This window comes from Pseudoalteromonas sp. SR45-6 (assembly GCF_014163545.1).
Classification (GTDB): Bacteria; Pseudomonadota; Gammaproteobacteria; order Enterobacterales; family Alteromonadaceae; genus Pseudoalteromonas; species Pseudoalteromonas rhizosphaerae.
This window is the reverse complement of sequence record NZ_JACJDM010000007.1, coordinates 1-26,946: the sequence shown is the minus strand read 5'-3', so window position 1 is coordinate 26,946 and position 26,946 is coordinate 1. Positions and strand designations below refer to the sequence as shown.

The following is a 26,946-nucleotide window of genomic DNA, read 5'->3' as shown; positions in this document are numbered from 1 at the left end:
TTTTGTTAATACAATTACCAACAAATTGAACTAGAATGATAGTTTACTTTTTATAGCGGAGCGCTTTTAGCTTGTACATTAATAATAATACGATGCCAGAGCTTCCTAATTGGTTGTCTTTATACCTTGATAAACGCCACGGTCATGATGAATTGGCGGATCACAGTGGCTTAAACCCTGAGCATTGGGATACTTTATTTAATCGTTTAGCAAGTTTAACCGCTGAAGATGTAAGTAGTCGTGCCATTGAAATTACGCAACTTTTGCAAAATGGCAATATTAAAAGTGAGAGTAATCAACAGTGGCACTTCGATCCACTGCCTTTTATGTTTTCTCGAGCAGATTGGAATACGTTAGAGCAAGGCATAAAACAGCGAACTTTATTACTTAATAAGATCCAACAAGATGTTTATTCTGAGCAAAAGCTACTTTTGAGTGGGCAAATATCACCGCAGCAGCTGTACCAAGATAGTCATTACTTACGTGAAGGATTTAGCTTACCAAGTGATGAGCTAAAACTTTTTTTTACAGCGGTTGATGTGTATCGCGCACCATCGGGTGAATTTAAAGTCTTAGCTGATCATTGCCAATGTCCGTTAGGTCTAGGGCTATTGCTTAAAAACCGCATTATAGCTAGGCGCGTTATGGCTGAAGAGTTTGCTGAATGCAACGTGCAACAAATTAAAGAGTTTTTAAATTTGTTTCAAGAAGGCATTAACGAGTTTATTCATTATATGGATGATCCTCGTATTGTTATTTTAACTCAAGGGATCGATGATCCAAATTATAACGAGCATGCGTTTCTATCTACTTACTTTGGCTATACTTTAGTGCAAAGCGCTGATTTAACAGTGCGTAATGGCGAAGTGTGTTTAAAGTCATTACAAGGGTTGGGGAAAATCAATGTGATTTTACGTTGGATCCCAGATCAAAGTATCGATTCACTTGAACAAACACAATACTCGTTACATGGTATTCCAGGCTTATTACAAGCTGTACGTGAGGGCTCAGTAAAAGTATTAAATCCTTTTGGAAGCGGGGTACTCTCATCACCGGCAATACAATGTAATTTAGCCCAGCTATCAGAGCAACTTTTACAACAACCATTATTACTAGATTGCCCTAAGTACCACAGCATTGAAGATGTTAAATCATCGGATTGGTCACAGTTAGTGTTTGGTAGTTATAAAGATCCTAAACTAACACTTGATGGCCATTTAGACGCGGATAAAATTAAACAACTTATAACTAAGCAACCTAGCGATTATTATTTTCAAGATAAACCCGCATTTAGTAGCGCACCATTTTGGGATGACGGTAAGTTAATTGCAAAACCTGTGGTATTTAGGTGTTATGTATTAACCACAGAAAATGGCATCGAAGTGCTGCCATCGGCACTGTGTTTCTCTTATCAAAATAGTGCTAACGCTAAGGGCGCTGGTTGGCTCAAAGATACTTGGATAAATACCAGTAAAGATATTGATTTAACTGAGCAAAGTGTACCAACACCAATTAAAAAAAGAATGGATGTAAGCTTACTTGAAGGGGTTATATCAAGTCGTACTGCAGAACATTTATTTTGGCTCGGTCGTTATTTAGAGCGCTGTGAAAATACCATAAGAATATTACGTATCTTTATTGATCGTTACACTGAGTTGGCTATTTATCCAGATTTAATACGCCGCAGTACTGTTGCTCGTTTGTTGGCTGCTATCAGCGCTCAGCATATTGTCTACCCTTATGTAGAGCAAGCTATCAAGCTTGAAGAATTTGATAGCGCAGTGTCTAAGCAAACAGCGTTTGCTTTACTCGCTGATGAGCTACGCGCGGGTAGTATAATAAATACGTTACATTATTTAGCGAATGCATCAGTACAGATCCAAGAATTATTGTCCCATGATAGTCGTCGTATTATTGATGAAATCAATGAACAAGTTAAAGTGCTAAAGCATATCAATATCAATATTTCATCACGTGCGATGCAAAGTATTTTAGATAAAGTGATTGGTTTGATCATGGCCTTTAATGGCTCGTTAGTGGATTGTATGCCAAACAGCAATGGCTGGTTTTTACTTGAGATGGGTCGCAGGATTGAGCGCAGCTTACAAATCACCTCATTAACAGGGGCTTTATTAACGCAAGAACTCGAGCAAGCTGAAGAGCTTGGTTTACTCGAAGCGGTTTTGAGTAGTCAAGTTAGCTTAGTGACCCATAAACGTCGCTATAGAATGTATCAAAGTATAGGTACTGGGCTTGAGCTATTATTACTTGATGCAGAATACCCTCGCTCATTACTTTTTCAGTTAGAGCAAATAAACCAGTTATGCAAGCATTTACCGACTAAACGCAGACAGGGAGTGATAGCAGCACATGAAAAAGCAATTTTACTTTCTAAAACGAGTTGCTATGTCACAGAAAAAGACTACCTGCAAAGGACGGACGCTGGAGTTCGTAAACAGTTAATCGAGTTTAACCATAATATTCGCCTGAACTTAAATACCTTTTGTGATGTATTATTATTGCAGTATTTTTCTCATACACAAACGGCGAATAAATTGAATTGGACTAATATTGAGCAAGCTCAATCGTGAAATATAAAATAAAGCATTCCACAACTTACAGTTATGCCGATTTTGTTAGCTTGTGTCAAAACCAAGCACGGTTAACACCAAAAACAAATCGTGCCCAGATATGCCACAGTAGTCGCATAGATATTGAGCCGCCGGCAAATTATCTACAAGAATTTACGGATTATTTTGATAATAAAGTGACCGCGTTTGAAATAGCCACTCAGCATAAAAAACTGAAAGTGACTATGACCAGTGAAGTGGAACTTTTATTAAGTGCAAATATTAACCTCGTCGACACTGATATGCCTTGGCAAGAGGCTCGCGATATCGTCGCAAAGCCAAATACATATCAGCTGTTAAAAACATCGGAGTTTATTTTGCCATCTCAATATACTCCTTTTGTACAGGGTATAAAGGAATACGCTTTAACGTCGTTTTTAGCTGATATTAGCTTGATTTGCGGCTGTAAAGATCTCATGGCACGGATTTTTCATGAGTTTCAGTATGATCCCGGTTTTACTACGATTAGTACGCCTTTGAGTGTTGTTTTTGCACAAAAAAGGGGCGTTTGCCAAGATTTTGCACATTTTGCGATAGCGTGCTTACGCAGTATTGGTTTAGCAGCACGTTATGTTAGCGGGTATATAGAAACAATGCCTCCCGAGGGGGAAGAAAAGTTAGCAGGTGCAGATGCGACCCATGCATGGTTTTCTGTGTTTGTGCCAAGGTTTGGTTGGGTAGACTTTGATCCAACAAATAATGTTATGCCTAATGAGCAGCATATAACACTTGCTGTTGGCCGTGATTTTTCTGATGTCACTCCTTTGAAAGGCGTGGTTTTTGGTGGCGGTACACAATTGCTTGATGTAGCGGTTGATATGATTCGATTGGAGTGATTAAAACAACTCAATATTAATAATGGATAAGGCGGAAGGATGTATGAAAATTGACTGGAAAGCATATCAAACAAATGGCTTTTTTGATGAATTAATAGACGCACAAGGAAATATTCGAACGCACGGTAAACAGTTAGCACAGTTTTTTTCTAGCTTATCAAAAGAAGAATTAGTTAAAGCCAGAGCTGTTGCAGATCTAGCCATAAAAGAAATGGGCATCACGTTTACAGTTTATAATGAAGGCAATATGATCGATAGAGCGTGGCCGTTTGACATTATTCCGCGCACTATTGGTAAAAAAGAATGGCAGACTATTGAGGTAGGTTTAAAACAGCGTGTTGAAGCGTTGAATCTGTTTATCAATGATTTATACCATGATCAAAAAATAATAAAAGACGGTATTTTTCCAAAAGGCTTACTCGAAAAATCAGTTAACTTTCGCTCTCAATGTGTTGGAATTACTCCGCCAAATAATATATGGGCGCATATTTGCGGCTCCGATTTAGTGCGTGATGGAAATGGCACTATGTTTGTACTCGAAGATAACTTACGGGTGCCGTCTGGGGTGTCTTATATGCTTGAGAACCGCTCAGTGATGAAACGTGTTTTCCCTGAGTTATTCGAACAAGTGTCGATTTTACCAGTTGATGATTATCCTTCACAACTGTTTGATATGTTGGCAGCAATGTCACCTCGTCCAGACGATAAGCCTGAAGTAGTGGTATTAACACCCGGTGTATTTAACTCCGCCTATTTTGAACATTGTTACCTTGCTCAAGAGATGGGCTGTGAATTAGTAGAGGGGCGTGATTTAGTAGTCGAAAAAGACGACTGTGTCTATATGCGCACAATTACAGGCTTGCAACGCGTTGATGTAATTTATCGACGCATCGACGATTTATTCTTAGATCCCGACGCTTTTTTACCTGAATCACAATTAGGTGTACCCGGTTTAATGCGAGCATGGTCGAAAGGTAATGTGGCGTTAGTCAATGCACCCGGTGCAGGGGTTGCGGATGATAAGGTGGTTTATGCCTATGTACCTGACATCATAAAATATTACTTGGATGAAGAACCCAAGATCGAAAATGTGCCAACCTATAAGTGTTTAGATCCTAAAGAATGTGATTATGTTATTAAAAATATCGATAAACTAGTTGTCAAACCTGCAAACGAGTCGGGTGGCTATGGTTTATTGATTGGTCCTAAATCGACTAAAAAAGAGCAACAAGCAACCATTGCACAAATAAAAGCCGATCCACGGAATTGGGTAGCGCAACCAACTCTTGATTTGTCTACGGTTCCGACCCTTGACGGCACAGAGCCTGATGGACGTCACGTTGACTTGAGACCGTTTATATTATCGTCAGGTAAAGACACACAGATCACTACTGGTGGCCTTACTCGTGTTGCGATGGTGAAAGGTTCATTAGTGGTAAATTCATCTCAAGGCGGTGGTAGTAAAGATACCTGGATTGTTGACGAAGAGGCTAAATAATATGTTATCAAGAGTAGGTGAAACTTTATATTGGGTAGCTCGTTACGTTGAACGTGCAGAAAATGTTGCACGGTTAATTAATGTCAACAACATGCTGATGTTGGATTTACCTAAAGGCGTATGTACAGGCTGGGAGCCATTAATAGATATTATTGGCGCGCGTCAGGCGTATGAAGATAAACACGCTGATTACACAGAGCAAAAAGCGCTGCGTTATTTACTTGTAGGTAGTGATAATGGCTCGTCTATTTTAAATTCTATTATCTATGCAAGAGAGAGCGCTCGGACGATCCGAGACGTAATGCCTCGCGATGTATGGGAAGAAATTAACTCCCTTTATTACTATGTAAAAGATAATCAAAAAGAAGGGCTTGCTAAGCGTGGCCGATTTGCTTATCTAAAGAAAATCATCGAATCAGCCCATCAAATATTTGGTGCTTTAGATGCGACTATTAACCATGATCATGGTTTTACGTTTATCCGCTTTGGGTCGTTAATAGAACGTGCTGATATGACGTCACGAATATTAGACATTCGTTCAGAGACGTTGATCACCAGCGATGAAGCAAAACCTTATGAAAATATTCAGTGGATCAGCTTATTGCGCTCGCTTAGTGCTTATCAAATGTATCGACAAGAGATGAGCGTACGGGTGCAACGTGCTGATGTATTAGAATTCGTGATGCACAGTGAAGTATTTCCACGGTCAATTTTGTTTTGCTTAATAGAGCTGAAAACGCTGATTTCACCTTTGCCAAATTCTACAGAGATTATAAATTTAATAGATGCAGTGGTAAAACAATTGAAAGCTGAAGATGTAAGAGCGCTTAAAAATGGCCACTTACACAATTATATGGATCAAATTCAAATTGAATTAGCGGGCATTCATAATGCATTAGCGCAAACGTATTTTTTAAAACCGCCAGAATAGGCCTGTTAAGCTATTAATCTTATAATACGCCCAAGGTTTTAAATTACATTGGGCGTTATTAACTAACGTGAGCTTTGGCTAATTATGAAAACGCGTTGTCTTTTAATTGTGCTTGCATTTGTTCGCGCATTTTAAACTTTTGTAGTTTTCCGGTAACCGTCATAGGGTAACTTTCAACAAATTGAATGTGTTTTGGTATTTTAAAATAAGCTAATTTATCTTTTAAGAAGCTGCGAATTTCTTGCTCTGTTAACACGGCATCATCTTTAGGCTGCACCCAAGCACATACTTCTTCGCCGTACTTGTCGTCACTGATGCCAAAAATAGCAGCATCTTGCACGCCAGGGTAAGTGTAAAGTACTTCTTCAATTTCGCGCGGGTAGATATTTTCGCCACCACGAATGATCATATCTTTAATTCTGCCCACTATTGCAACAAAACCTTCCGCATCCATTACACCTAAATCACCAGAGTGTAGCCAACCTTCTTTATCGATAGTTGCGGCGGTTTTTTCTTCATCATTCCAATAGCAACGCATAATACCCGCACCACGGCTGCATACTTCGCCAGCAAGCCCTATTTTTTGTATATTCCCCACTTCGTCAATAATTTTTACTTCTGTATGCGCCAGCGCGCGACCGACGGTAGTAACTTGTTTTTCAATGGATGAGTCAATCTCCGTGGCATTATTGATGGGACTACATTCCGTTTGACCGTAACCGATTACAACTTCATTCATATGCATCAGCGATTGTACTTTACGCATCACTTGCTCAGGACACGTCGAGCCTGCCATGATACCCGTACGTAGACTGGATAAGTCAAAACGAGCAAAATCTTTTAGTTCCAGTTCAGCAATAAACATAGTCGGTACGCCATGCAGTGCAGTACAGCGTTCTTTTTCAACCACCTCAAGCGTGATTGTTGGATCAAAAGAATCTCCCGGAAATACTGCCGTAGCTCCTTTGCTTATACATACTAAATTACCTAATACCATTCCAAAACAGTGATATAACGGCACTGGAATACACAGCTTATCATCTGCAGTTAAGCGCATTGCATTAGCCATAAGAAAACCATTATTTAAAATGTTTTTATGGGAGAGCGTAGCGCCTTTCGGATTGCCTGTTGTGCCGGAGGTAAATTGAATGTTGATGTCTTGATCTGGTTGCAAAGTTGCACCAATGGCGTTGAGTTCAACGCGGTGGGAGGCAGTTGGCATTGTCATAACTTGACTAAAACTAAACATGCCAGCGGCAGGCTCATCACCAATGCGAATAATATTTTTTAAATAGGGGAGGTTTTTTGCCTGCAGTTGCCCAGCTTTTGCAGCGGCAAGTTCGGGCAGTAATTCATTAAGCATGCCTAGGTAATTACTGGCTTTGAAACTTGAAGCGGTTATAAGAGTTGAACACTCGACTGAATTTAGTGCAAATTGTAGTTCGTTTGGACGATACGCTGGGTTAATACAGACCATGATCGCGCCAATTTTGGCGGTCGCAAATTGGGTTAAGCACCACTCAAGGTTGTTTGGTGACCAGATACCAACACGATCACCTGGTTTTACACCTAAAGCCAGTAACCCCATTGCCAGCTGGTTGATCTGCTGCTGATATTCTTTATAGCTTAAACGAATGTTTTGATGATGCAGTACTATTGCAGGGTGGTCTGGGTTATTGTCGACAATGGAGTCGAAGTAATCACCTATGGTTTTATTGATCAATGCTGGGCTTTGTGCTCCTTTATAGTAGCTATGCTCTAAGCCTGCTGCATCTTTGACTGTTTTATTCGCATCGGTTGCAGTTGTATTATTGTTACTTATTTGCATGTACGGTCTCCGTGTCAATGTTGTGAGAGTCTACTTAGTTAGAAAAACACAGATTGTCGACAAATGAAAGCGCTATACGACCAATGTAGTAATAAAAATGATAAATATTAGGCAATAAAAAACGCTAGCTGTAGCTACAACAAAAACATTGCAGTACACACTAGCGTAGTATCTGATTATAAATTGAACTTTAATTGAAAATTAAAGTTCTTCGCTGCGGTAGGTTTTTTTCATTAAATGTACATATGCATTTACAAACGCATTTTCTTGGTACTTTTTAAGCCCCGTTTCAGCGAAATCAATAGGAATAGGATTACGTTTTAATTGCTCTTTGATCTCGGTTGTGCTGAATAAATAAACACTCAGCTCAGGGATCAATTGAATTGCAGTTTCCATTTTGAAACCGTTCGCACTACCGGCAAATTTACCTTTAGGCGCACGTTGACGAATAGCAACTGAGTCAATTTGATAGTCCTGCATAAGTTTCGCAAAATCAAATTGGAATTTACGCATTACTTCAGTGTCATTACCATTACCTAAGGTAAAGCGAGTTTGGCGAATATCTCGTATATCAAATACATCGTTATCTTTTGTTAAAATACACAGTAGTACGTCACTACCGGTAATTTCTACACCGCATGTTCTCATTGTCATTCTCTAAATAACTAATTTGGGCAGCATTATATCAATTAAACGCCTTAAAAACAGTGCATTTTAAAAACCGATTTCAATCCCAATGCCGCTGTGGTCGCTTACGCAGATATCTTCATCAATTTGGTTTGGATTTAAGTGTTTATCAAAGCTTAGATAGTGCAACGATTTTATCCGCGATAATGCACAATCAGTATTAAAGTGTCCTGAGGTCAAAATATAATCAAGCACATTGCCACGACCTTGATAGTAATGTGTTGCTGGTTTTACTTTACCATTTGCCGATTCACTGCTTAATTCAAACGAATCAGTTAATCCTACAATGGGTTGTTCAAGCTCTAAACAGGGCTCGCAACGAGTAGGGTGAAATCCTTGGGTCATGAATGACAGCGCAGGGCTGTCAATATTGTCGTTAAAATCCCCCATTACTAATGTTGCACAGTTTTTTTCACGCTGGGTTTTTAGTGCATCATAATAAACAATCGAAGCTTCCAGTGAGCGTGATATTTGCGATTGCATCATGCCAACGGTTTGTTGTAATAGATTTAATAAGGGATCGTCTTGATTATGAATGTTTAAAATATGCGCCATTGAATGCACCCGTTGTGATTTAAAGTGCACCACGTAGCAGGTTAAATCACCAAATTCAGGTACATCAAAACTGCATTTAATAGGTGTGCGATTAAATTTAAATTCATTTTGATTATTTAAGTACTCAAGTAGTTCTGGGCAAGGGGTGAGTTCGTGGCATGCTTGAAAAGGGATTTTCGCGGCAATCGCCACCACAGGGTTAAATAATACCTGTGGATAGAGATGATCACTGCGTGGACTGGCAACAGTAGCAAAATAGTCATAGCCTTGCTCTTTACACAAAATTGCCAATTCTTTGGGGCTAAACACCTCTTGGAAAGCAACAACCATTGCTTGACTTTGCTGTAGGAAGTCAGTGATAAAGTGCTGTTTTTGCCGCCATTGCGTTGCGTTGTAACGTTCATGTAATTGATAAAAAGAATAAGGTGGCGCCGTAAAATTAAGTAAATTTAAAGTGGCAAAACGGATACGATTAGACGTCGTCATTAGGTTATCCAACAGCTGAAATTAAATTAAGTATGAAATGCGAGGGTTATTTGTCAATTTGTCTGGCTAAATACTTGTATTTAGTGGCTCCAAACGCGACAATAACTGCTTGTGTTTGCTAAGACTCAACAAATACATTAACCAAATACGGTTAAAATTAACAATGCTTATTCGTAAAAGCGTTGTCGAGTTATTCATTTTAATTTAATAAATACATGTGATGCATTGTAGGCGTCACCACTGTAGTAAGGACTTATAATGCCAGTTATTACTCTTCCTGACGGCAGTCAGCGTAGTTTTGAAAACCCTGTAAGTACACTTGATGTAGCCAATGATATCGGCCCAGGCTTAGCAAAAGCCACTATCGCTGGTCGTGTTAATGGCACTCGTGTTGATGCCTGTGATTTAATTTCTGACGATTCTCGCCTTGAAATCATCACCGCAAAAGATGATGACGGCTTAGAAATAATTCGTCACTCATGTGCTCACTTGATTGGTCATGCAGTTAAGCAACTGTTTCCTGATGCAAAAATGGCAATTGGTCCAACGATTGATAATGGTTTTTACTATGATATCGATATGGAACATTCATTAAGTCAAGATGACTTAGAAGCTATTGAAAAGCGCATGTTGCAACTTGCTAAAACAAACTACGACGTGGTTAAGAAAACCGTAAGCTGGCAAGAAGCCCGTGATGCATTTGCAGCGCGCGGCGAAATGTACAAAATTCAAATCCTTGACGAAAACATTGCTAAAGATGACCGTCCAGGATTATATCACCACGAAGAATACATCGATATGTGTCGTGGTCCACATGTACCGAACATGCGTTTTTGCCAACATTTCAAAATAATGAAAGTAGCCGGTGCTTACTGGCGTGGCGATTCAGATAATAAAATGTTGCAGCGTATTTATGGCACTGCATGGGGCGATAAAAAGCAACTTAAAGCCTACTTACAACGTTTAGAAGAAGCCGAAAAACGTGATCACCGTCGTATTGGTAAAGCACTTGATTTATGGCATTGGCAAGAAGAAGCGCCAGGCATGGTGTTTTGGCACAACGATGGGTGGAGCATTTACCGTGAACTTGAAGAGTTTGTGCGTGAAAAGTTACGCGAGTACCAGTACGAAGAAGTAAAAGGTCCAATGATGATGGATCGTTCTTTGTGGGAAAAATCAGGTCACTGGGAAAAGTATTCAGAAGCAATGTTTACCACTGAATCTGAAAAGCGTGAATACGCAATCAAACCAATGAACTGCCCAGGTCACGTACAGATCTTTAATCAAGGTTTAAAATCGTACCGTGATCTTCCACTGCGTATGGCTGAATTTGGTTGTTGTCATCGCAACGAGCCGTCAGGCGCACTTCATGGTCTAATGCGCGTACGTGGCTTTACTCAGGATGATGCCCATATCTTCTGTACTGAAGAGCAAATCATGGACGAAGTATCAGCGTGTATCCAAATGGTTTACGATACGTATGAAACATTCGGCTTTGAAAAAATTGTGGTTAAGCTGTCAACACGCCCTGAACAGCGTATTGGCGAAGATCATATGTGGGACAAAGCAGAGCTTGCATTAGCTGATGCCCTGAAAGCAAATAACATCGAATTTGATTATTTACCGGGTGAAGGTGCTTTCTACGGTCCAAAAATTGAATTTACTTTGTACGATTGCTTAGACAGAGCGTGGCAGTGTGGTACAGTGCAACTAGATTTTGCATTACCAGGGCGTTTAGGGGCAACTTATGTTGCTGAAAACAACGAACGTCGTACACCTGTAATGATCCACCGTGCAATATTGGGCTCTATCGAGCGCTTTATCGGTATTCTTACAGAAGAGTACGCGGGCTTATTCCCGACTTGGCTTGCACCAAAGCAAGTAGTGATTATGAATATCACTGATAAACAAGCAGCTTATGTGCAGGAAATTGTACAAAAATTAAATAAACTTGGAATTAGAGCAGCTGCTGACTTGAGAAATGAGAAGATTGGCTTTAAAATCCGTGAACATACATTAAAACGTATCCCCTATTTACTTGTTGTTGGTGATAAAGAAGTTGAACAACAAGAAGTAGCAGTACGTACCCGCACAGGTGAAGACTTGGGCAAATTTAATGTTGATGAATTTGTCGCTAAAATTAGCGAAGAAATTAAAAATCGACTATAAAAACTCTGCGTGTAGGGCATACATTTAATTGCTAACTACACGCTTATTATTTGATATTCTTGGAGGAACGTACTATTAGAGGCGGCAAGAAAGGGCAACAAACAGCCCAAAAAAATCGTATTAACGAAGAAATTACAGCTCAAGAAGTTCGCTTAATTGACATTGAAGGCGAGCAAGCTGGAATTCAGTCATTAAAAGACGCGCAAACTATGGCTGATGCCGCTGGTGTTGATCTAGTAGAGATTAGCCCAAATGCTGAGCCGCCTGTTTGTAGAATCATGGACTACGGTAAGTTCATCTTTGAAAAAAGCAAAGAACTAAAAGAGCAGAAGAAGAAGCAAAAGCAAATCCAGATAAAAGAAATCAAATTCCGTCCTGGTACGGATGAAGGTGATTATCAGGTTAAGCTTCGCAACTTACGTAAGTTCTTAGAAGGTGGCGATAAAGCTAAGATTACCATCCGCTTCCGTGGTCGTGAAATGGCCCACCAAGAAATTGGTATAGAATTATTAAACCGTATCAAAGGCGATTTGGAAGAGCTTGCAGTTGTTGAGTCTTTCCCTAATCGTGTTGAAGGTCGCCAAATGGTTATGATGATGGCGCCTGTTGCTAAAAAGCAATAAACAAGCTAAGATACGCAGCGAATTTAGCTCAGGTCACCAAGTAATATGCAAATATTCACCTGTGCTAACCGGTAATAAAGTAAAACTGCAGCATTTATGTTGGGTTTTCACCGGAATATGGCAGTAAGTTAGGCCTAAAAGTGGAGCTATAGCAATATATCTCACGCCTGCTCACTAATTTTAAAGCAATACATTTGGAGTTATTGCAATGGCTTATAAGCTAAAAAGTCACAGAGGCGCGGCTAAGCGTTTCAAAAAGACTGCTTCTGGCGGTTTCAAGCGTAAACAAGCGCATCTTCGTCACATTCTGACTAAGAAAACTTCTAAGCGTAAGTTACACCTACGTCCTAAGATGATGGTTCATAAGAACGACCATGGTCTAGTTTCACGTATGTTACCATTCGCTTAATAGGGGTTTTTAGAAATGGCAAGAGTTAAACGCGGCGTTGTCGCACGTGCACGTCACAAAAAAGTTTTAAAACAAGCAAAAGGTTACTACGGAGCACGTTCACGTGTTTACCGCGTAGCTTTCCAGGCTGTTACTAAAGCGGGTCAATACGCTTACCGTGACCGTCGTGCGAAGAAACGTACTTTCCGTCAATTATGGATTGCACGTATCAATGCTGCTTCACGTCAAAATGGTCTGTCTTACAGCCGTTTTATCAATGGTCTTAAAAAGACATCTGTAGAAATCGATCGTAAGATCCTTGCAGATATCGCTGTTTATGACCAAGTTGCATTCGCAGCGCTTGTTGCAAAAGCTAAAGAAGGCCTAGCGGCAGCTTAAGTTTTTAAAATAAGTATTAAAAAGGAGCCTATGGCTCCTTTTTTTGTGGCTAAAATAAAGTTTTCACCAACAGTTATTTGCGGTAAGGCTCGTGAAAAGCGAGATAGTCGGTAGTGATCCCAACCGCGCTAACGCTATATAATAATTACAAATAAATGAGGTAATTAACTATTTTGAATTGGCAATCCTTAGTTGATAACCGTCAACGCTTTTTCTGGGTATTACAGATTGCGGGTTGGGTCGGTTATGCACTTGTTAACTACATTGGTTCTAAAGTCTTTGAGATGCGCGATATTTATGTATTTGTGATCGTACTCAATGCTTACGCCGGCTGTTTAATGACTGTGCCATTGCGTTATATGTATCGCAAAGCCTGGAATGCATCTCCTTGGGTTTTAATGTTAGTAGTGTTTGGCGCTTCGTACATTACAGGTACTTTATGGGCGGTAATACAAAAGTTCAATTTATGGGAGATTTATCGCCATGGCTATCGTCCTACAGAGTGGTTTTACTATCTACAACAAGGCTTAGATTCGGTTTATATTATTCTTTGTTGGAGTGGTTTGTACTTTGGCATTAAATATTATCAACTACTGCAAAGTGAGCGCCAAAAAGCCCTAAAAGCTACTACGATGGCGCATGAAGCACAACTGAAGATGCTACGTTATCAATTAAATCCTCATTTTTTGTTTAATACTCTTAATGCTATATCTACATTGATTTTGGTAAAAGAGAATAAAGATGCTAATTTAATGGTGTCGAAATTGAGCGACTTTTTACGTTATACACTCAATACCGATCCGATAAAGAAAGTCCCACTTGAACAAGAGTTGCATGCACTGATGCTTTATCTTGAAATAGAGCGAGTACGCTTTGATGAACGGTTGCAAGTGAATGTGCAAATCAGTGATGAAGCAAAAAATGCATTAGTGCCGAGTTTAATATTGCAACCGATCATCGAAAATGCGATTAAATATGCGATAGCTCATCTGATCGAAGGTGGGGTGATTGATATTAAAGCACAAGTTTTTGCTAATGAACTATTACTGGAAGTAGGCGATAATGGCCCTGGTACTGAATTACTTAATGGCCAATTAGTTAATTCACAAGGGGTAGGGGTGGCAAATACGAAAGACCGCCTGAAAACTTTGTATGAAAATAACTATTCGTTTGTGTTATCACATAATACGCCAAGTGGATTGAAAGTGAATCTGCGCGTTCCGTTTGAGAAGGCTGTGAAGAAATGAGCAAGATTAAGACCCTGATTGTCGATGATGAACCATTAGCCCGTAGAGGCTTAGCTGTAAGGCTAGAGGAGTTTGATGATATCGAAGTCATTAAATTATGTAGCTCTGGCCAAGAGGCAATCGATGCATGCCAAGCAGGGAAAATAGATTTAGTTTTTTTAGATATTCAAATGCCTGGAATGAATGGATTTGAGGTTGCCAGAGCACTCAGTGAAAGTGTCAGAGCGTTACCAGCTATTGTATTCGTAACCGCATTTGATCAGTTCGCAGTCAAAGCATTTGAGATCCATGCTTTAGATTATATCCTTAAACCAGTCGACGACAACAGACTAAAACAGGCGGTAGAAAAAGTGCATACCTACTTGAAGACGCAACAAGACAACGCCCATAAAAAGAAATTGGCGAGTTTTGTAGCTGGAATTACTGGTAATAATTGTGAAGAGATTTTGAAAAAACTGGCAACTGGCGATACATTAACAGATCGCCGTTACCCAGAATCTTTAGCGGTGAAAGAGCAGGGTGAAATAATCCGTGTACCTGTAGCGACAATTCAATGGGTTGATGCCGCTGGTGACTATATGTGTTTACATTGCCAAGATGGTCAAACGCATATTTTACGAAAAACTATGAAAGAACTAGAACAGGAACTTGATCCTCAGCTATTTGTACGTGTCCATCGCAGTGCGATTGTAAATACTAAACAAATTAGCAAGCTTGTAACTCAGGTAAGTGGTGAGTATTTATTAGTGCTTGATAACGGACAAGAATTAAAAGTAAGTCGTAGTTATCGCGATAAAGTAAAAGCTGCGTTAGCAAGTTAACTTAGAAACGGGCTCAATAGCTGTTATATAACGAAGTAAATTAAACCATGTGTTTTAAATAAAAAACGCGAGCCTTGGCTCGCGTTTTTTTATAACTGCGTTAATTAAGCAACAGTAACAATTTTCATAGTGTTGGTTGCACCAATCGTTTCCATAGCATCACCATGAGTAATGATCACAGTATCGCCAGATTGTAATGAACCCGCATTCACAAGTGTGTTAAGGGCATCTTTTACCATGTTATCTTTTTCACATTGTGTTGAGTCAAAGAATACCGGGTAAACACCACGATATAATGCTGTTTGACCAAGCGTACTGGCATGACGAGACAATGAATAAATAGGTAAGCCAGAGCTGATACGTGACATCAATTTTGCTGTGCTACCTGATTCAGTTAAAGTAATAATCGCTTTTACTGAATCTAAATGGTTTGCCGCATACATAGCTGACAATGCAATTGATTCTGCATTAGAAGAGAAACGGCTGTCTAAGCGATGTTTAGAAACGTGAGTTTCTTTTTGTGATTCTGCCCCTAAACAAACGCGCGCCATGGTTGCCACGGTTTCTTCTGGGTAATCGCCTGCCGCTGTTTCAGCTGAAAGCATTACCGCATCAGTGCCATCAAGGACTGCGTTGGCAACATCCATAACTTCTGCACGGGTTGGCATTGGGTTATCGATCATTGATTCCATCATTTGTGTTGCTGTGATCACGGTACGGTTAAGTGAGCGAGCACGACGGATAATGAGTTTTTGTTTACCCATTAAGGCAGCATCACCAATTTCAACACCTAAGTCACCACGAGCAACCATCACCGCATCTGAAGCAAGAATAATATCATCAACTGCTTCTACCGTTTCAACGGCTTCAGCACGCTCAATTTTAGCTAAAAGCTGTGCTTTAGAGCCTGCAGCTTCAGCTAGTGAACGCACATAACGCATATCGTCGCCACTGCGTGGGAACGATACTGCGATATAATCAACATCAATTTCTGCTGCAGTTAATAAATCTTCTTTATCTTTATCAGTGAAGGCTGGAGCAGTTAAACCACCACCTAAGCGGTTGATGCCTTTATTGTTAGATAACACGCCACCAACAGTTACTGTGGTATGCACTAAATGACCTTCAACATTTACTACTGTTAATTGAATTAAACCATCGTTTAAAAGTAGTAAGTCACCAGGGGCAACATCTTGTGGTAATTCTTTATAATCAATACCTACAGCGTTGATATCGCCTAGGCCTTTTTCCATTTTTGCATCAAGAATAAATTTTGCACCAACAGATAGCGTTACTTTGCCATCTTTAAATGTCGATACACGAATTTTTGGGCCTTGTAGATCGGCTAAAATAGCAATGTGCTTGCCTAGTTTTTTGGCAATGTCACGCACAGCTTGGGCACGGTCTTTGTGATCTTGTGCAATGCCGTGTGAGAAATTCAAACGCACTACGTTTGCACCAGCACGGATTATTTTTTCTAAGTTGTTATCTCGATCGGTTGCAGGTCCAAGGGTCGCGACTATTTTTGTGCGTCTAAGCATCAAATTCTCCTGTAGGCTTACGATGTTGTAAGCAGGTTGACGGTTTTTCGTTATTTATAGGTGTTAGTTTAACTGACACGCATAATACAGTTTTTACTGACAGCAAATAGCGCGTTGACATCAAGGTAACGTGTAAAGCTGTCATTATTTTATACAAAAAAATTATGACCACATTATGACACCGGTGTCAGGTCTCGTCAATGCTCGACTCAGAAATCCATATCAGGAAAATTTATCGCCCCGAGGCAACGGTTGTTTGATATAATCACTGTATCTTGCGTGTTTGTCTTGCGCAAAGCGTTGTATCTGTTGTCTAGGCTCGCATTTTTAAGTGGCTTGGGTATATAATGCGCGCGGTATTATTTCATTTACTAACCAATAGTTGTTACCGAGGAGGACACTAAATGCAAGTTGCATTAGTAGGGTTAGGCGTTATGGGTAAAAATCTTGCTCTCAACTTGATTGAACAAGGGATGACGCTAGTAGCTTATGATAAAAACCCAGACGCGGGCGAAGAGCTATTAAGCTGTGCTAAATTACAAGGCATGGCAGATCGTCTGCACATTGTGTCTGATTTAGGTGATATGGTAAAACGGTTAACGCCGCCTCGCTCAATTTTGTTATTAGTGCCAGCGGGTGAGTTAGTCGATACAGTTTGCAGCGATTTAGTTGATGCAGGCGTTGATTGTGACGATATTATCGTCGATTGTGGCAATAGTAATTATAAAGACGGTATTACTCGTAAACTTAAATATCAAAATAAATTTGAATTTGCCACTATGGGTATTTCTGGCGGTGCCGAAGGCGCGCGTCATGGTCCTGCGATGATGGCAAGTGGTTCAGAAGGCGGCTGGGAACGCGTTGAGCCATGGTTTGAAAAAGTAGCAGCAAGCTACAAAGGTGAATCGTGTTTTGCCCGTGTTGGTCAATCAGCCAGTGGTCACTTTGTAAAAATGGTGCACAACGGAATTGAATATGCATTGATGCAACTAATCGCAGAAATGTATCAATTATTACGCTTAGGCACTAACCGCACTCCACATGAAGTTGCAGAGATTTTTAATCAATGGTCTGAAGGCACACTCAATAGCTATTTATTATCTATCTCAAGTCATATTTTATCGTTAGAAACCGATGCGGGTGAAGCGTTAGTTGATTTGATTGATAATAAAGTTGGCGCGAAAGGCACGGGTTTGTGGACGGCACAAAATGCATTAGAACTGGGTATAGCCGTTCCTTCATTGGTTGCAGCTGTGCAAGCGCGTCACTTAACCAATACTGGTGACACACATGCAGCGAAAGAAATGACCTATGCAGCTAAATCAACTTCACAGGTTGAATTAGATTTAGATGAACTTAAAGATGCCTTCTTGTTTGCAAGTTTACTGGCTTATCGTCAAGGCCTTGCGCTGATCAAAGGTGCATCACGTGCACATCAATGGAAAGTCGATTTATCTAAAACACTGCAAACGTGGCGTGCTGGTTGTATTATCCGTGCTGATTACTTAGATAACATCGCTGAAGGTGTTGAGTTTATCGACACTTTAGAAAAAGAGTCATTAGCGCTGCGTAAGATAGCAGGTCAAGCAATGATGACTGGATTAGCATTTCCGGTACTTAGCTCAACGCAAACGTATTTTGCGACGTTGACGACACCAAGCAATGGTCATCTCGTACAAGCACAGCGAGATTATTTTGGTGAGCATGGCATTAAAACTCATAGTGGTGAGGTATGTCATTTAACTGATTTAGTAGAGATTGACGCGAAAGTACGTTAATTAGACCAATAGGTTTAAATGAAAGGCACGCTAATTAGCGTGCCTTTTTAATTTAAAAAATAGTTTTATTATAAAGCGCTCAGCTTATCTACTTAACTCACCACGTAAGTTGTCTTGCATTAAATGGCGAATAGTTTCAATTTCAAGCTTTTGGCTAAATAAGTAATGTAATTTAGTTAAGCATGCCTCTAAGGTCATATCGTAACCGCTGATCACACCAATGTTAAGTAATGCGTTACCAGTTGCATAGCCGCCCATATTTACATGCCCTTTTAAGCACTGGGTTAAATTGACGATAACCATTCCGCGCTTACTTGCGCTGGAGAGGATCTCTAAAAAGTCTGGATCTTGTGGCGCATTGCCCACACCAAAGCTCAATAATACGAGGGCTTTGATATTGTCGTTTACCAGACTTTTAACTACAGCATGACTGATCCCTGGATACAAGTATAAAACACCAATAGGTTGCGGCGTGATGTTGGTGACTTGTAGCTCATTTTCAACATACGGGCTTAACTGGCCTTTTAATAATTGAATATTAATACCTGATAGTGCTAATGGATCTAGGTTAGGGGATGCAAAGGCATCAAAGCCATCGGCATGCGCTTTAGTCGCACGATTGCCGCGAAATAATTGATTATTAAAAAATAAACTAACCTCAGCAATCGGATAATTAGCCGCTAAATACATCGCATTAAGTAAATTTACTTGGCCATCAGAGCGCAATTGCGACAGTGGAATTTGCGAGCCTGTCACTATCACTGGCTTTGTTAAGTTTTCAAACATAAAGGACAAAGCAGATGCGGTATACGCCATGGTATCTGTGCCATGAAGCACGACAAAGCCATCATAATCTTGGTATTTACTTTTAATATCATCTGCGATTAGTTGCCAATGAGCAGGGGACATGTCTGATGAGTCAATCAGCGGGCAATACTCGTGAATATCGAATAAGGGCATTTCATCACGATTAAATTCGGCATTGTTTTCTACGGTTTGTGTTAAAAAACCTTCAGCGGGAATATAGCCTCGACTCGATTTTTTCATCCCAATCGTACCGCCAGTATATGCGATATAAATACGTTTACGTTTCATAAAAAAAGCCCAGTAAAAAAACTGGGCTTAGTATAACGGTTAGTTGCTGCGATTACAGCCTATACACTATTTATTGCGAAATATTACACACTAAGCAGCGGGCATAAATGCCTTGCGGATCGTTGTAATCTTTTAGACCTTCAACCTCAGTTGTTAATTGCTTAACTAAACCATTGATAGATGCTTGGTTTGAGAGTGCGTTTTGTAGCGTACTTTGTGAGCCAATTAGCGATCTAATCGATGCATTTCCAAAAATATCCTGCATTAATTTCTCTTCCGCCGATAGACTCTGCTTAATGGTTTTAACTTCATAAAAATCAAGCTTAGCCAGTTCAGCTGCCGCTTTGATAGCGTCTTGCTTATTGCCTAATTTGTCAACTAAGCCAAGCTCTTGCGCTTGACTTGCAATCCAAACACGGCCTTGTGCAATAGAGTCAACTTGCTCAGGGGTCATATTTCGTGCTTCACCAACAACCTCTAAGAAGCGTTGATAAGCATCTTCTACACTTAGTTGAATAACCTGTGCCATTTTTTCATTAAGCGGGCGAGCGATTGATAGACCAGCCATTTCAGTTGTGGCAACGCCATCTGAATAAACACCTAATTTAGCCATGGTGTTTTCAAAGGTCATAAAGTTACCAAATACACCAATTGAGCCGGTAATTGTGCTCGGCGCTGCCCAAATTTCGTTGGCAGCAGAGGCAATCCAGTAGCCGCCAGAAGCTGCTACTGAGCTCATTGAAGCAACCACTGGTTTACCAGCTGCTTTAAGAGCAAGCACTTCAGCACGAATAACTTCAGAGGCAAACATACTGCCACCGCCAGAATCAATACGCAGTACAACCGCTTTTACTTTATCATCTAAGCGTGCTTTACGTAGTAAAGCCGCTGTAGAGTCACCACCAATTTCACCGGCTTTACGTTCGCCGTCAGAGATAGTACCGCGTGCAACCACAACGGCGACTTTTTCTGTCATTGGGTTATCAAACTCAATCGGCGGTTTAACCAATGAGAGATATTCTTTAAATGATACTTGGTTGAAGGTTTTGCCCGTTTCTTCAGTGCCTACTAAGGCAATTAATTGTTGACGCATTTGTTGATTGGTTTTTAAAGAATCAACCCATTGATGTTCAAGGGCATATTTACCTGAATCGCCATTAACTGCTTGCATTTTAGCCAGAAAAACGTCCATTGTTTCATCAAAGTTTGCTTCATCAAATGGGCGCACAGCGGCAACGTCTTGTTTGTATTCTTTCCACAATGCACCTAGCCATACATTATTAGCTTCTTTTGCTGCATCTGACATATCGTTACGAATAAACGGTTCCACAGCCGATTTAAATGTACCAACACGGAAAATATGCTGAGTGATACCGAGTTTTTCAAGCGCATCTTTAAAATACAATGGGTACATGCCAAAGCCTTGGATCTCTACACCGCCATAAGGGTGCATCGATATTTCATCAGCGTGCGCAGCAATGTAATATTGTGCTTGTGAGTAATAATAACCAGAGGCAATTACTTTTTTGCCGCTCGCTTTAAACCGCTCTAACGCTTGAGTGATTTGTTTTAATTTATTTAAATGCGCGTTAGGCATTTTTTGTAAATCCAGCAAAATCACACTAATGCGTTTATCTTCAGTGGCTTGATCAATTACTTCGATAATATCATCAAGTAAAATTTCAGCCGGCTCGTCGTTGCCCTGTGTTGCATCATTGATGGCAGCTTCAATTGGATCAACGTAAACTTTTTCTTCTACGATTGGACCATTGAGGTTTAGCCTGAGCACCGATGTGTTAGCAACATTGATTTCATTGTCATCGCTTGCGATTGAAACAATGAAAAGAATAACGAGTAACACAAATAAAAAATTGAGGACTAAACGACGAGAAAAGTTAATTCCTGCCCACAGTCCTTTAAATAGCTTTGCAATCAAAATAAATCCTTAGTCTGGTACAACTTATATCTGTCACCATCTTAGCCCAGAATAAAAATTAATTTAACTGTTAAATCGTAACTAAGTATTTATGAGCGAGGTTTTAACCGTGAGAATGTGAACATATTAACTAATTTATCGCTTTTGTTGCTTATTGCTTGCCAATCGAGCAAAATTGGCTAATGTATAGAGGTTAGACCAGTTCATTGGGGCAGAGGATGTTAGAACAACAATTACAATTGAAACACACACAGCTACGTAACCGTTTGGTAATGGGCTCAATGCACACGGGGCTTGAAGAGGGATGGCATAACCGAAAACGACTGCGTGCTTTTTATGAAGCGCGCGCTAAAGGTGGTACTGCGATGCTCATTACGGGGGGCTACAGTCCTAATTTGCGTGGCAAATTAACCCCAATCTCATCGTCTTTTAATAGCTATTATGATGTGTTTAAGCACCGTGCATACACTGATGTTGTCCATCAACACGGCGGTAAGATTTGCTTACAATTATTACATGCTGGACGTTATGCGTATCATCCATTTAATCAAGCACCAAGTGCAATTAAAGCACCTATTAACCCATATCAACCCAAAGCAATGTCGCTCAGTGCAATAAAAAAAACCATCAAAGACTTTGCTCATTCCGCCTATTTAGCACAAAAGGCAGGCTACGATGGCGTTGAAGTGATGGGCTCAGAAGGTTATTTGATTAATGAGTTTATGGCACCGCATACCAATAAACGCTCAGATGAATACGGTGGAAGTTTAGAAAACCGTATGCGTTTAGCGTTAGAGATAGTCAAAGCTGTACGTGCCAAAGTAAATAAAGAATTTTTAATTATCTTTCGATTATCGGTGATGGATTTAATTCCGAATGGGTCAACACCTGAAGAGGTTACGATCCAGGCCAAAGCATTAGAGCAGGCTGGAGTTGATATTTTAAATACTGGCATAGGCTGGCATGAAGCACGAGTACCTACTATTGCGAGTATGGTGCCAGCAGGTGCATTTAAAGAAGCTTCAAAACGTTTAAAAGAAGTGGTATCGGTTCCTGTCATTGCTGTAAATCGTATTAATACCCCCGAGATTGCCAATGAAATTTTAACTGCAGGGGATGCCGATCTGATTTCGATGGCACGACCACTATTAGCCGATCCAGAATTTTTTAATAAATACCAAGCACAACAAAGTAAACACATTAATATTTGTATCGGCTGTAATCAGGGCTGTTTAGATCATGTATTTAAAGGTAAACGAGCAACATGCTTAGTGAATCCTCAAGCGGGGTTTGAGCTAGATTATCCTCTTGAGCTGACCAACAAGGCTAAAAATGTGTTGGTTGTAGGTGCTGGGCCTGCGGGCTTATCTGCCAGTTGTTACTTAGCGCAAAAAGGCCATACGGTAACGCTGATTGATAAAAATACAGATATGGGCGGCCAATTTAATTTAGCGATGCGAATTCCTGGTAAAGAAGATTTCAATCATACCTTGCGTTATTTTATTAATGAACTTGAACGTCTGAAGGTCACGGTAACACTCAATACTCCTTTTACCGATAAAATGCTTGAGCAATACGATGACGTGGTGTTTGCAACGGGTGTGCGCCCGCGTGAGGCAAACTTTACCTGCGCGGATAATAAACGTGTTTTTTCATACGATGAAGTTATTCGAGGCGAAGTTGAATTAGGGCAATCTATTGCAATTTTAGGTGCCGGCGGCATTGGCTTTGATATGGTTGCTTTTTTAAGTGAACATAAAGATCAAAGTATTGCTGATTTTAAATCGCAGTGGGGAATTGAATGTCAGCCAAGTCCAGATAAAGATAATCGTCAATTGTTTATGCTAAAACGCAGCGCCGGGCGTTTTGGCAGTGAGCTTGGTAAAACAACGGGCTGGATACATCGTCAAGTTGCAAAGCAACATGGTGTAAAACAGATCGCTGATTGTCAGTATCATCATTTTGATAAGCAAGGTCTAAAAATTACTGTGGCAGGAGAGGAGCAGGTGCTACCTGTTGATACAGTGATCGCTTGTATCGGGCAAGTCTCTAATAACGAATTAATGTCGGGGTTAATCGATAATCCTAAAGTACATGTAATTGGCGGGGCCAAATTAGCATCAGCAATTGATGCAAAACGAGCTATTTATGAAGCGCTTCAGGTCGCGCGTAAAATTTAACTGAAATAAACTTTTAATCGTAGCGGTCTTTGTTTAATACATTACAAAAGACTAGACTGCTACGATGAATACATTGATCACACTATATAAAACTTCCCTCCAAAAAATAGCCATTTTTGATGGTATCCCTGCTTTACTATTTAGACTGATACTGGCGCCAGTTATGATCATCGCAGGTTATAACAAGCTAAATATCAGTGGTAATGGTAATGGGTTTTTTGAATTCTTTTTAGCTTCTCCAGATGTTGTTGCTTGGTTTGGTAACCCAGACTGGGGCTTAGGCTTACCTTTTCCTGATTTACTGGCTTTTTTAGCTGGCTGGAGTGAATTTCTCGGTGGCTGGCTGCTCTTAGTTGGTTTATTAACCCGTCTGGTTAGCATACCGCTGATGTTTACTATGGTCGTTGCCGCAACCTCTGTACATTGGCACAATGGCTGGTTTGCGATTGCGCCGACAGATCCAGATACCAGTGCTGCACAAGTACTTGATTGGTTGGCGATCCCCGGTGCAAAAGAAAGTTTAGATAATTCTCGTGAAGTAAAAGAACGTATTGAGAAAATTCGAGGACTTGTACAAGAACATGGTTTCCCAGATTACCTTTATGAAAAGGGTAAACCGTCGATTTTGAATAATGGCATTGAGTTTTCAGCAATTTATTTTGCGATGTTATTGAGTTTATTTTTTACCGGCGGTGGGCGTTTTGTTAGCCTTGATCACTGGTTACGGAAAAGATTCGAATAATCTAAATCTCTACCTGTCAGTTTGCGACGCCCGTCGCAAACTTTCTAACTTTCAAACTTTCTCAGCAATCCCTATCAATGCTATGCTAGTTTCTTTTTTAATTAGAGAATCGCTATGGACGCTATTGAGCTTTTATTGACTCGTCAGTCAGATCCTCGACTGATTGCACCTGCCCCAAACAACAGTCAACTTGATATTATTAAACAAGCAGCGCTTCGTGTGCCTGATCATGGTTGCCTTGCGCCTTGGCAATTTATTGTTGTTGCAGAAGATGCGCGAGAACGACTCGGCGAAATTTATTATCAAAGTGCAGTTGCAGAACAACAAGATGAAAAAGTAATTAATCGTGCCAAAGAGTTACCGCTGCGTGCACCGATGATAATCATTGCCATTGCCAAATATCAAGCGCACCCAAAAGTACCGCGTATCGAACAAGTACAAAGTGCTGGTTGTGCTGTGTTAGCTATGCAACAAGCAGCTTTTGCGCAGGGACTTGGTGGTGTCTGGCGTACTGGTTACTTTGCGCAAAGTGAGGCGGTAAAAGCGGCGTTAAAGCTTGATAATGAAGATGAGATTGTCGGTTACCTGTATTTAGGCACTCCAGAAGTGGACTGTAAAAAGACTGTTCGTCATAGCCCAGAACACTTTTTCACAAACTTATAGTTGCCAAAACGTAATTAATTGGAACTTTGTCGTGTTATTTCAGTCAGAGTGCATTAAGGCTACCTTTGTTATTATCTTTAGGTAGCTTGGCTGTCTGAAGCGCTTGGATGCAATAACCCTCAATACAATGGTTTGTTATTTTTCTGCAGTTTGTTAATGTATGGAGTGTCTTAATTAGAATAACAACAAGAAGACGAGGATAATGGGAAATTTATTTTTACGTGAAAAAGAAAAATGGTTAACGTGGTCCTTATGGGGCTTTGTTGGTGCGGCTATCACTCTTTACACAGCATTTAGTACACAGACTCCTCATTTAATCGCGATCTCATCAACTGCTATTGTGGTTATCTTAGCGTGGTGGATGCAACACACAAGACGATTTGATTTTGGTAGAGCGTTTAAAGTGTGTTGTTACGTGTTGTTTGTGAGTATTTTACCCGCTTTTGTATTGGTGCTTGTACCAAGTGATGATCTAAACCGCTTTGATTTAATCTTTCAGAGCTTAAGTTTTGTAACTTTTAGCTTATTAGTCTGCTTACTGTGTTCGTGGGTCGCGAAACGTCCAAAACAGTATTATTGATGTATTTTTAAGCGCTTCGAGTAATTGTAACGATTAATTTGAACTTTTTTACTTTTAGGGCTTTACAACAAGGCGGCTAACCCCTATTATCCGCGCCGTACGGAGAGATGGCAGAGTGGTCGAATGCACCGGTCTTGAAAACCGGCAGGGGTTTATAGCCCCTCTAGGGTTCAAATCCCTATCTCTCCACCATATTTAAAAAGCCGCCTTATGGGCGGCTTTTTGCTATCTGGAGTTTAAGATGTCACAGCAAAATCAATTAAACACCACACAACGGGTGCTAAAACACATACTGTTATGGTCGGTGTTTGGCTACTGTTATCACAGTGCTATTAACTTACTCGTTAAAATGGCGATGGATGCACAACCAGAGCATGTATTGCTCACAGCTATGCTTTACTGCCTAGGCTTTAATCTATTAGCTGGGCATTTAATTACTAAATATGATAAATACTGGCCAGAAATTGCGGCAATATTTATTGGTTGTATCGGTTTATTAGTCGTGCCGGTGTTATTAGTTGGTACGCAGGCATTACTGAGTCGTCCATTACTTGCTGGTATTTTAATCAGCTTGCCAATCTTGACTTTTGCTGTGCGATTAATAAAGCGAAAACTCACTAAAAACTAGCTCTAAAGAAGCCCAAAAGGGCTTTTTTTTATGATAGCATAGGCGCGTCTTTTAACTGATACCAGCGTTATTAAGCTTGGTATAAACAAAACGTGAAACATATTATGTCAGATAATTTTACTACAGATGCTGAAAAAGCAAGTTACGGTATTGGCCTACAGATGGGTGAGCAACTTAAAGCTAACCCTTTCGAAGGTTTAAACTTAAATTCAGTATTTGCAGGCATGAAAGATGCGTATGTGGGCGGCGATTTCCAAGTTGAGATCCCTGAGATCCAAGCTGCATTCGAAAAAATCAACACTGAAATCCAAGCACGTCGTGAAGAAGAGGCGAAAGTACTTGCAGCTGAAGGCATTGCATTCTTAGAAGAAAATGCAAAACGTGCTGAAATCACAGTGACTGAGTCTGGTCTTCAATATGAAGTACTAGCAACAGGTGAAGGCAACAAGCCAACTGCTGAGTCAACAGTGCGTGTTGATTATCACGGTACACTTATCAACGGTACTGTATTTGACAGCTCTTATGAGCGTGGTCAACCTGCTGAGTTTCCAGTTGGTGGCGTGATCAAAGGCTGGACTGAAGCATTACAAATGATGCCTGAAGGCACCAAATGGCGTATCTATGTTCCTCATGAGCTTGCTTATGGAGAACGTGGTGCCGGTGCTGCAATTGCACCATTCTCAACACTGGTATTTGACGTTGAGC

General features: G+C 40.3%; 23 protein-coding genes and 1 tRNA gene. 18 read left to right on the top strand and 6 right to left on the bottom strand.

Going from position 1 to position 26,946, the window contains the following annotated elements:
* The first annotated feature begins 71 nt into the window (after nucleotides 1–71).
* Genes H5158_RS05165 through H5158_RS05150 form a run of 4 tightly spaced genes read left to right on the top strand, consistent with a single transcriptional unit; the run spans nucleotide 72 to nucleotide 5,895 of the window.
* Nucleotides 72–2,591, top strand: a complete 2,520-nt coding sequence (locus H5158_RS05165; protein ID WP_182717434.1) for a circularly permuted type 2 ATP-grasp protein — start codon at nucleotides 72–74, stop codon at nucleotides 2,589–2,591.
* Nucleotides 2,588–3,466, top strand: coding sequence for a transglutaminase family protein (locus tag H5158_RS05160; protein WP_145233166.1), 879 nt, complete (start codon nucleotides 2,588–2,590; stop codon nucleotides 3,464–3,466). The genes H5158_RS05165 and H5158_RS05160 overlap by 4 nt, the downstream gene beginning before the upstream one ends.
* Before the next feature lie 43 nt (nucleotides 3,467–3,509).
* Complete coding sequence (locus H5158_RS05155; protein WP_182739606.1) at nucleotides 3,510–4,964, top strand: circularly permuted type 2 ATP-grasp protein; 1,455 nt, start codon at nucleotides 3,510–3,512, stop codon at nucleotides 4,962–4,964.
* Nucleotide 4,965: 1 nt separating this feature from the next.
* Nucleotides 4,966–5,895, top strand: coding sequence for an alpha-E domain-containing protein (locus H5158_RS05150; RefSeq protein WP_145233168.1), 930 nt, complete (start codon nucleotides 4,966–4,968; stop codon nucleotides 5,893–5,895).
* A gap of 82 nt (nucleotides 5,896–5,977) precedes the next feature.
* Here H5158_RS05150 and H5158_RS05145 read toward each other — a convergent pair whose 3' ends face one another.
* The 3 genes from H5158_RS05145 to H5158_RS05135 form a co-directional block, all read right to left on the bottom strand.
* Nucleotides 5,978–7,723: an AMP-binding protein gene (locus H5158_RS05145; protein WP_182739605.1), complete on the bottom strand. Its 1,746-nt coding sequence runs from the start codon at nucleotides 7,721–7,723 to the stop codon at nucleotides 5,978–5,980.
* 201 nt (nucleotides 7,724–7,924) lie between these two features.
* Complete coding sequence (locus H5158_RS05140; protein WP_145233170.1) at nucleotides 7,925–8,371, bottom strand: DUF3010 family protein; 447 nt, start codon at nucleotides 8,369–8,371, stop codon at nucleotides 7,925–7,927.
* Between the two features lie 66 nt (nucleotides 8,372–8,437).
* Nucleotides 8,438–9,451: an endonuclease/exonuclease/phosphatase family protein gene (locus H5158_RS05135; RefSeq protein WP_182739604.1), complete on the bottom strand. Its 1,014-nt coding sequence runs from the start codon at nucleotides 9,449–9,451 to the stop codon at nucleotides 8,438–8,440.
* Nucleotides 9,452–9,709: 258 nt separating this feature from the next.
* On the opposite strand from H5158_RS05135, the gene thrS reads away from it, so the two are divergent.
* From thrS to H5158_RS05105, 6 genes are all read left to right on the top strand, one after another.
* Nucleotides 9,710–11,620 (top strand): threonine--tRNA ligase, encoded by a 1,911-nt coding sequence (gene thrS, locus H5158_RS05130; RefSeq protein ID WP_145233174.1) that lies wholly within the window; start codon nucleotides 9,710–9,712, stop codon nucleotides 11,618–11,620.
* 59 nt (nucleotides 11,621–11,679) lie between these two features.
* Nucleotides 11,680–12,243, top strand: a complete 564-nt coding sequence (gene infC / locus H5158_RS05125) for a translation initiation factor IF-3 (RefSeq protein WP_145233176.1) — start codon at nucleotides 11,680–11,682, stop codon at nucleotides 12,241–12,243.
* 208 nt (nucleotides 12,244–12,451) lie between these two features.
* On the top strand, nucleotides 12,452–12,652 hold the full coding sequence (gene rpmI, locus H5158_RS05120; protein ID WP_004587840.1) for a 50S ribosomal protein L35: 201 nt from the start codon (nucleotides 12,452–12,454) through the stop codon (nucleotides 12,650–12,652).
* Nucleotides 12,653–12,667: 15 nt separating this feature from the next.
* Entirely contained in the window at nucleotides 12,668–13,030 is a 363-nt protein-coding gene (gene rplT / locus H5158_RS05115; RefSeq protein WP_008110477.1) for a 50S ribosomal protein L20, read from the top strand.
* Between the two features lie 173 nt (nucleotides 13,031–13,203).
* The gene (locus H5158_RS05110; RefSeq protein ID WP_149982502.1) at nucleotides 13,204–14,277 is read left to right on the top strand and encodes a sensor histidine kinase; all 1,074 of its coding nucleotides are present in this window, start codon (nucleotides 13,204–13,206) and stop codon (nucleotides 14,275–14,277) included.
* Nucleotides 14,274–15,098 (top strand): LytTR family DNA-binding domain-containing protein, encoded by an 825-nt coding sequence (locus H5158_RS05105; protein ID WP_149982501.1) that lies wholly within the window; start codon nucleotides 14,274–14,276, stop codon nucleotides 15,096–15,098. Before H5158_RS05110 ends, H5158_RS05105 begins: the two co-directional genes overlap by 4 nt.
* A 104-nt stretch (nucleotides 15,099–15,202) precedes the next feature.
* Here H5158_RS05105 and pyk read toward each other — a convergent pair whose 3' ends face one another.
* Complete coding sequence (gene pyk / locus H5158_RS05100) at nucleotides 15,203–16,639, bottom strand: pyruvate kinase (RefSeq protein WP_149982500.1); 1,437 nt, start codon at nucleotides 16,637–16,639, stop codon at nucleotides 15,203–15,205.
* A gap of 404 nt (nucleotides 16,640–17,043) precedes the next feature.
* Here pyk and gndA point away from each other — a divergent pair, with 404 nt between their 5' ends.
* Nucleotides 17,044–18,417 (top strand): NADP-dependent phosphogluconate dehydrogenase, encoded by a 1,374-nt coding sequence (gndA, locus tag H5158_RS05095; protein WP_182739603.1) that lies wholly within the window; start codon nucleotides 17,044–17,046, stop codon nucleotides 18,415–18,417.
* An 84-nt stretch (nucleotides 18,418–18,501) separates the two neighbouring features.
* On the opposite strand, the gene ansA is transcribed toward gndA, so the two are convergent.
* Both ansA and sppA read right to left on the bottom strand, forming a co-directional pair.
* Nucleotides 18,502–19,512, bottom strand: a complete 1,011-nt coding sequence (gene ansA, locus H5158_RS05090) for an asparaginase (RefSeq protein WP_149982498.1) — start codon at nucleotides 19,510–19,512, stop codon at nucleotides 18,502–18,504.
* Between the two features lie 70 nt (nucleotides 19,513–19,582).
* Complete coding sequence (sppA, locus tag H5158_RS05085; protein WP_182739602.1) at nucleotides 19,583–21,448, bottom strand: signal peptide peptidase SppA; 1,866 nt, start codon at nucleotides 21,446–21,448, stop codon at nucleotides 19,583–19,585.
* 218 nt (nucleotides 21,449–21,666) lie between these two features.
* Between sppA and H5158_RS05080 the strand changes: the two genes are divergently transcribed.
* The 7 genes from H5158_RS05080 to H5158_RS05050 form a co-directional block, all read left to right on the top strand.
* Nucleotides 21,667–23,628 carry an FAD-dependent oxidoreductase gene (locus H5158_RS05080; RefSeq protein WP_182717443.1) on the top strand — a complete coding sequence of 654 codons (1,962 nt, stop codon included), beginning with the start codon at nucleotides 21,667–21,669 and terminating at the stop codon, nucleotides 23,626–23,628.
* 64 nt (nucleotides 23,629–23,692) lie between these two features.
* Nucleotides 23,693–24,370, top strand: coding sequence for a DoxX family protein (locus H5158_RS05075; RefSeq protein WP_149982495.1), 678 nt, complete (start codon nucleotides 23,693–23,695; stop codon nucleotides 24,368–24,370).
* A gap of 114 nt (nucleotides 24,371–24,484) precedes the next feature.
* Nucleotides 24,485–25,033, top strand: a complete 549-nt coding sequence (locus tag H5158_RS05070) for an NAD(P)H nitroreductase (RefSeq protein WP_182739601.1) — start codon at nucleotides 24,485–24,487, stop codon at nucleotides 25,031–25,033.
* Nucleotides 25,034–25,235: 202 nt separating this feature from the next.
* Nucleotides 25,236–25,613 carry a hypothetical protein gene (locus H5158_RS05065; RefSeq protein ID WP_182717445.1) on the top strand — a complete coding sequence of 126 codons (378 nt, stop codon included), beginning with the start codon at nucleotides 25,236–25,238 and terminating at the stop codon, nucleotides 25,611–25,613.
* A 101-nt stretch (nucleotides 25,614–25,714) separates the two neighbouring features.
* A tRNA-Ser gene (locus tag H5158_RS05060) sits at nucleotides 25,715–25,805 on the top strand.
* A gap of 49 nt (nucleotides 25,806–25,854) precedes the next feature.
* Complete coding sequence (locus tag H5158_RS05055) at nucleotides 25,855–26,241, top strand: hypothetical protein (protein ID WP_182717446.1); 387 nt, start codon at nucleotides 25,855–25,857, stop codon at nucleotides 26,239–26,241.
* Nucleotides 26,242–26,345: 104 nt separating this feature from the next.
* A partial coding sequence (locus tag H5158_RS05050; RefSeq protein WP_182739600.1) for an FKBP-type peptidyl-prolyl cis-trans isomerase occupies nucleotides 26,346–26,946 on the top strand: 601 nt, incomplete at its 3' end.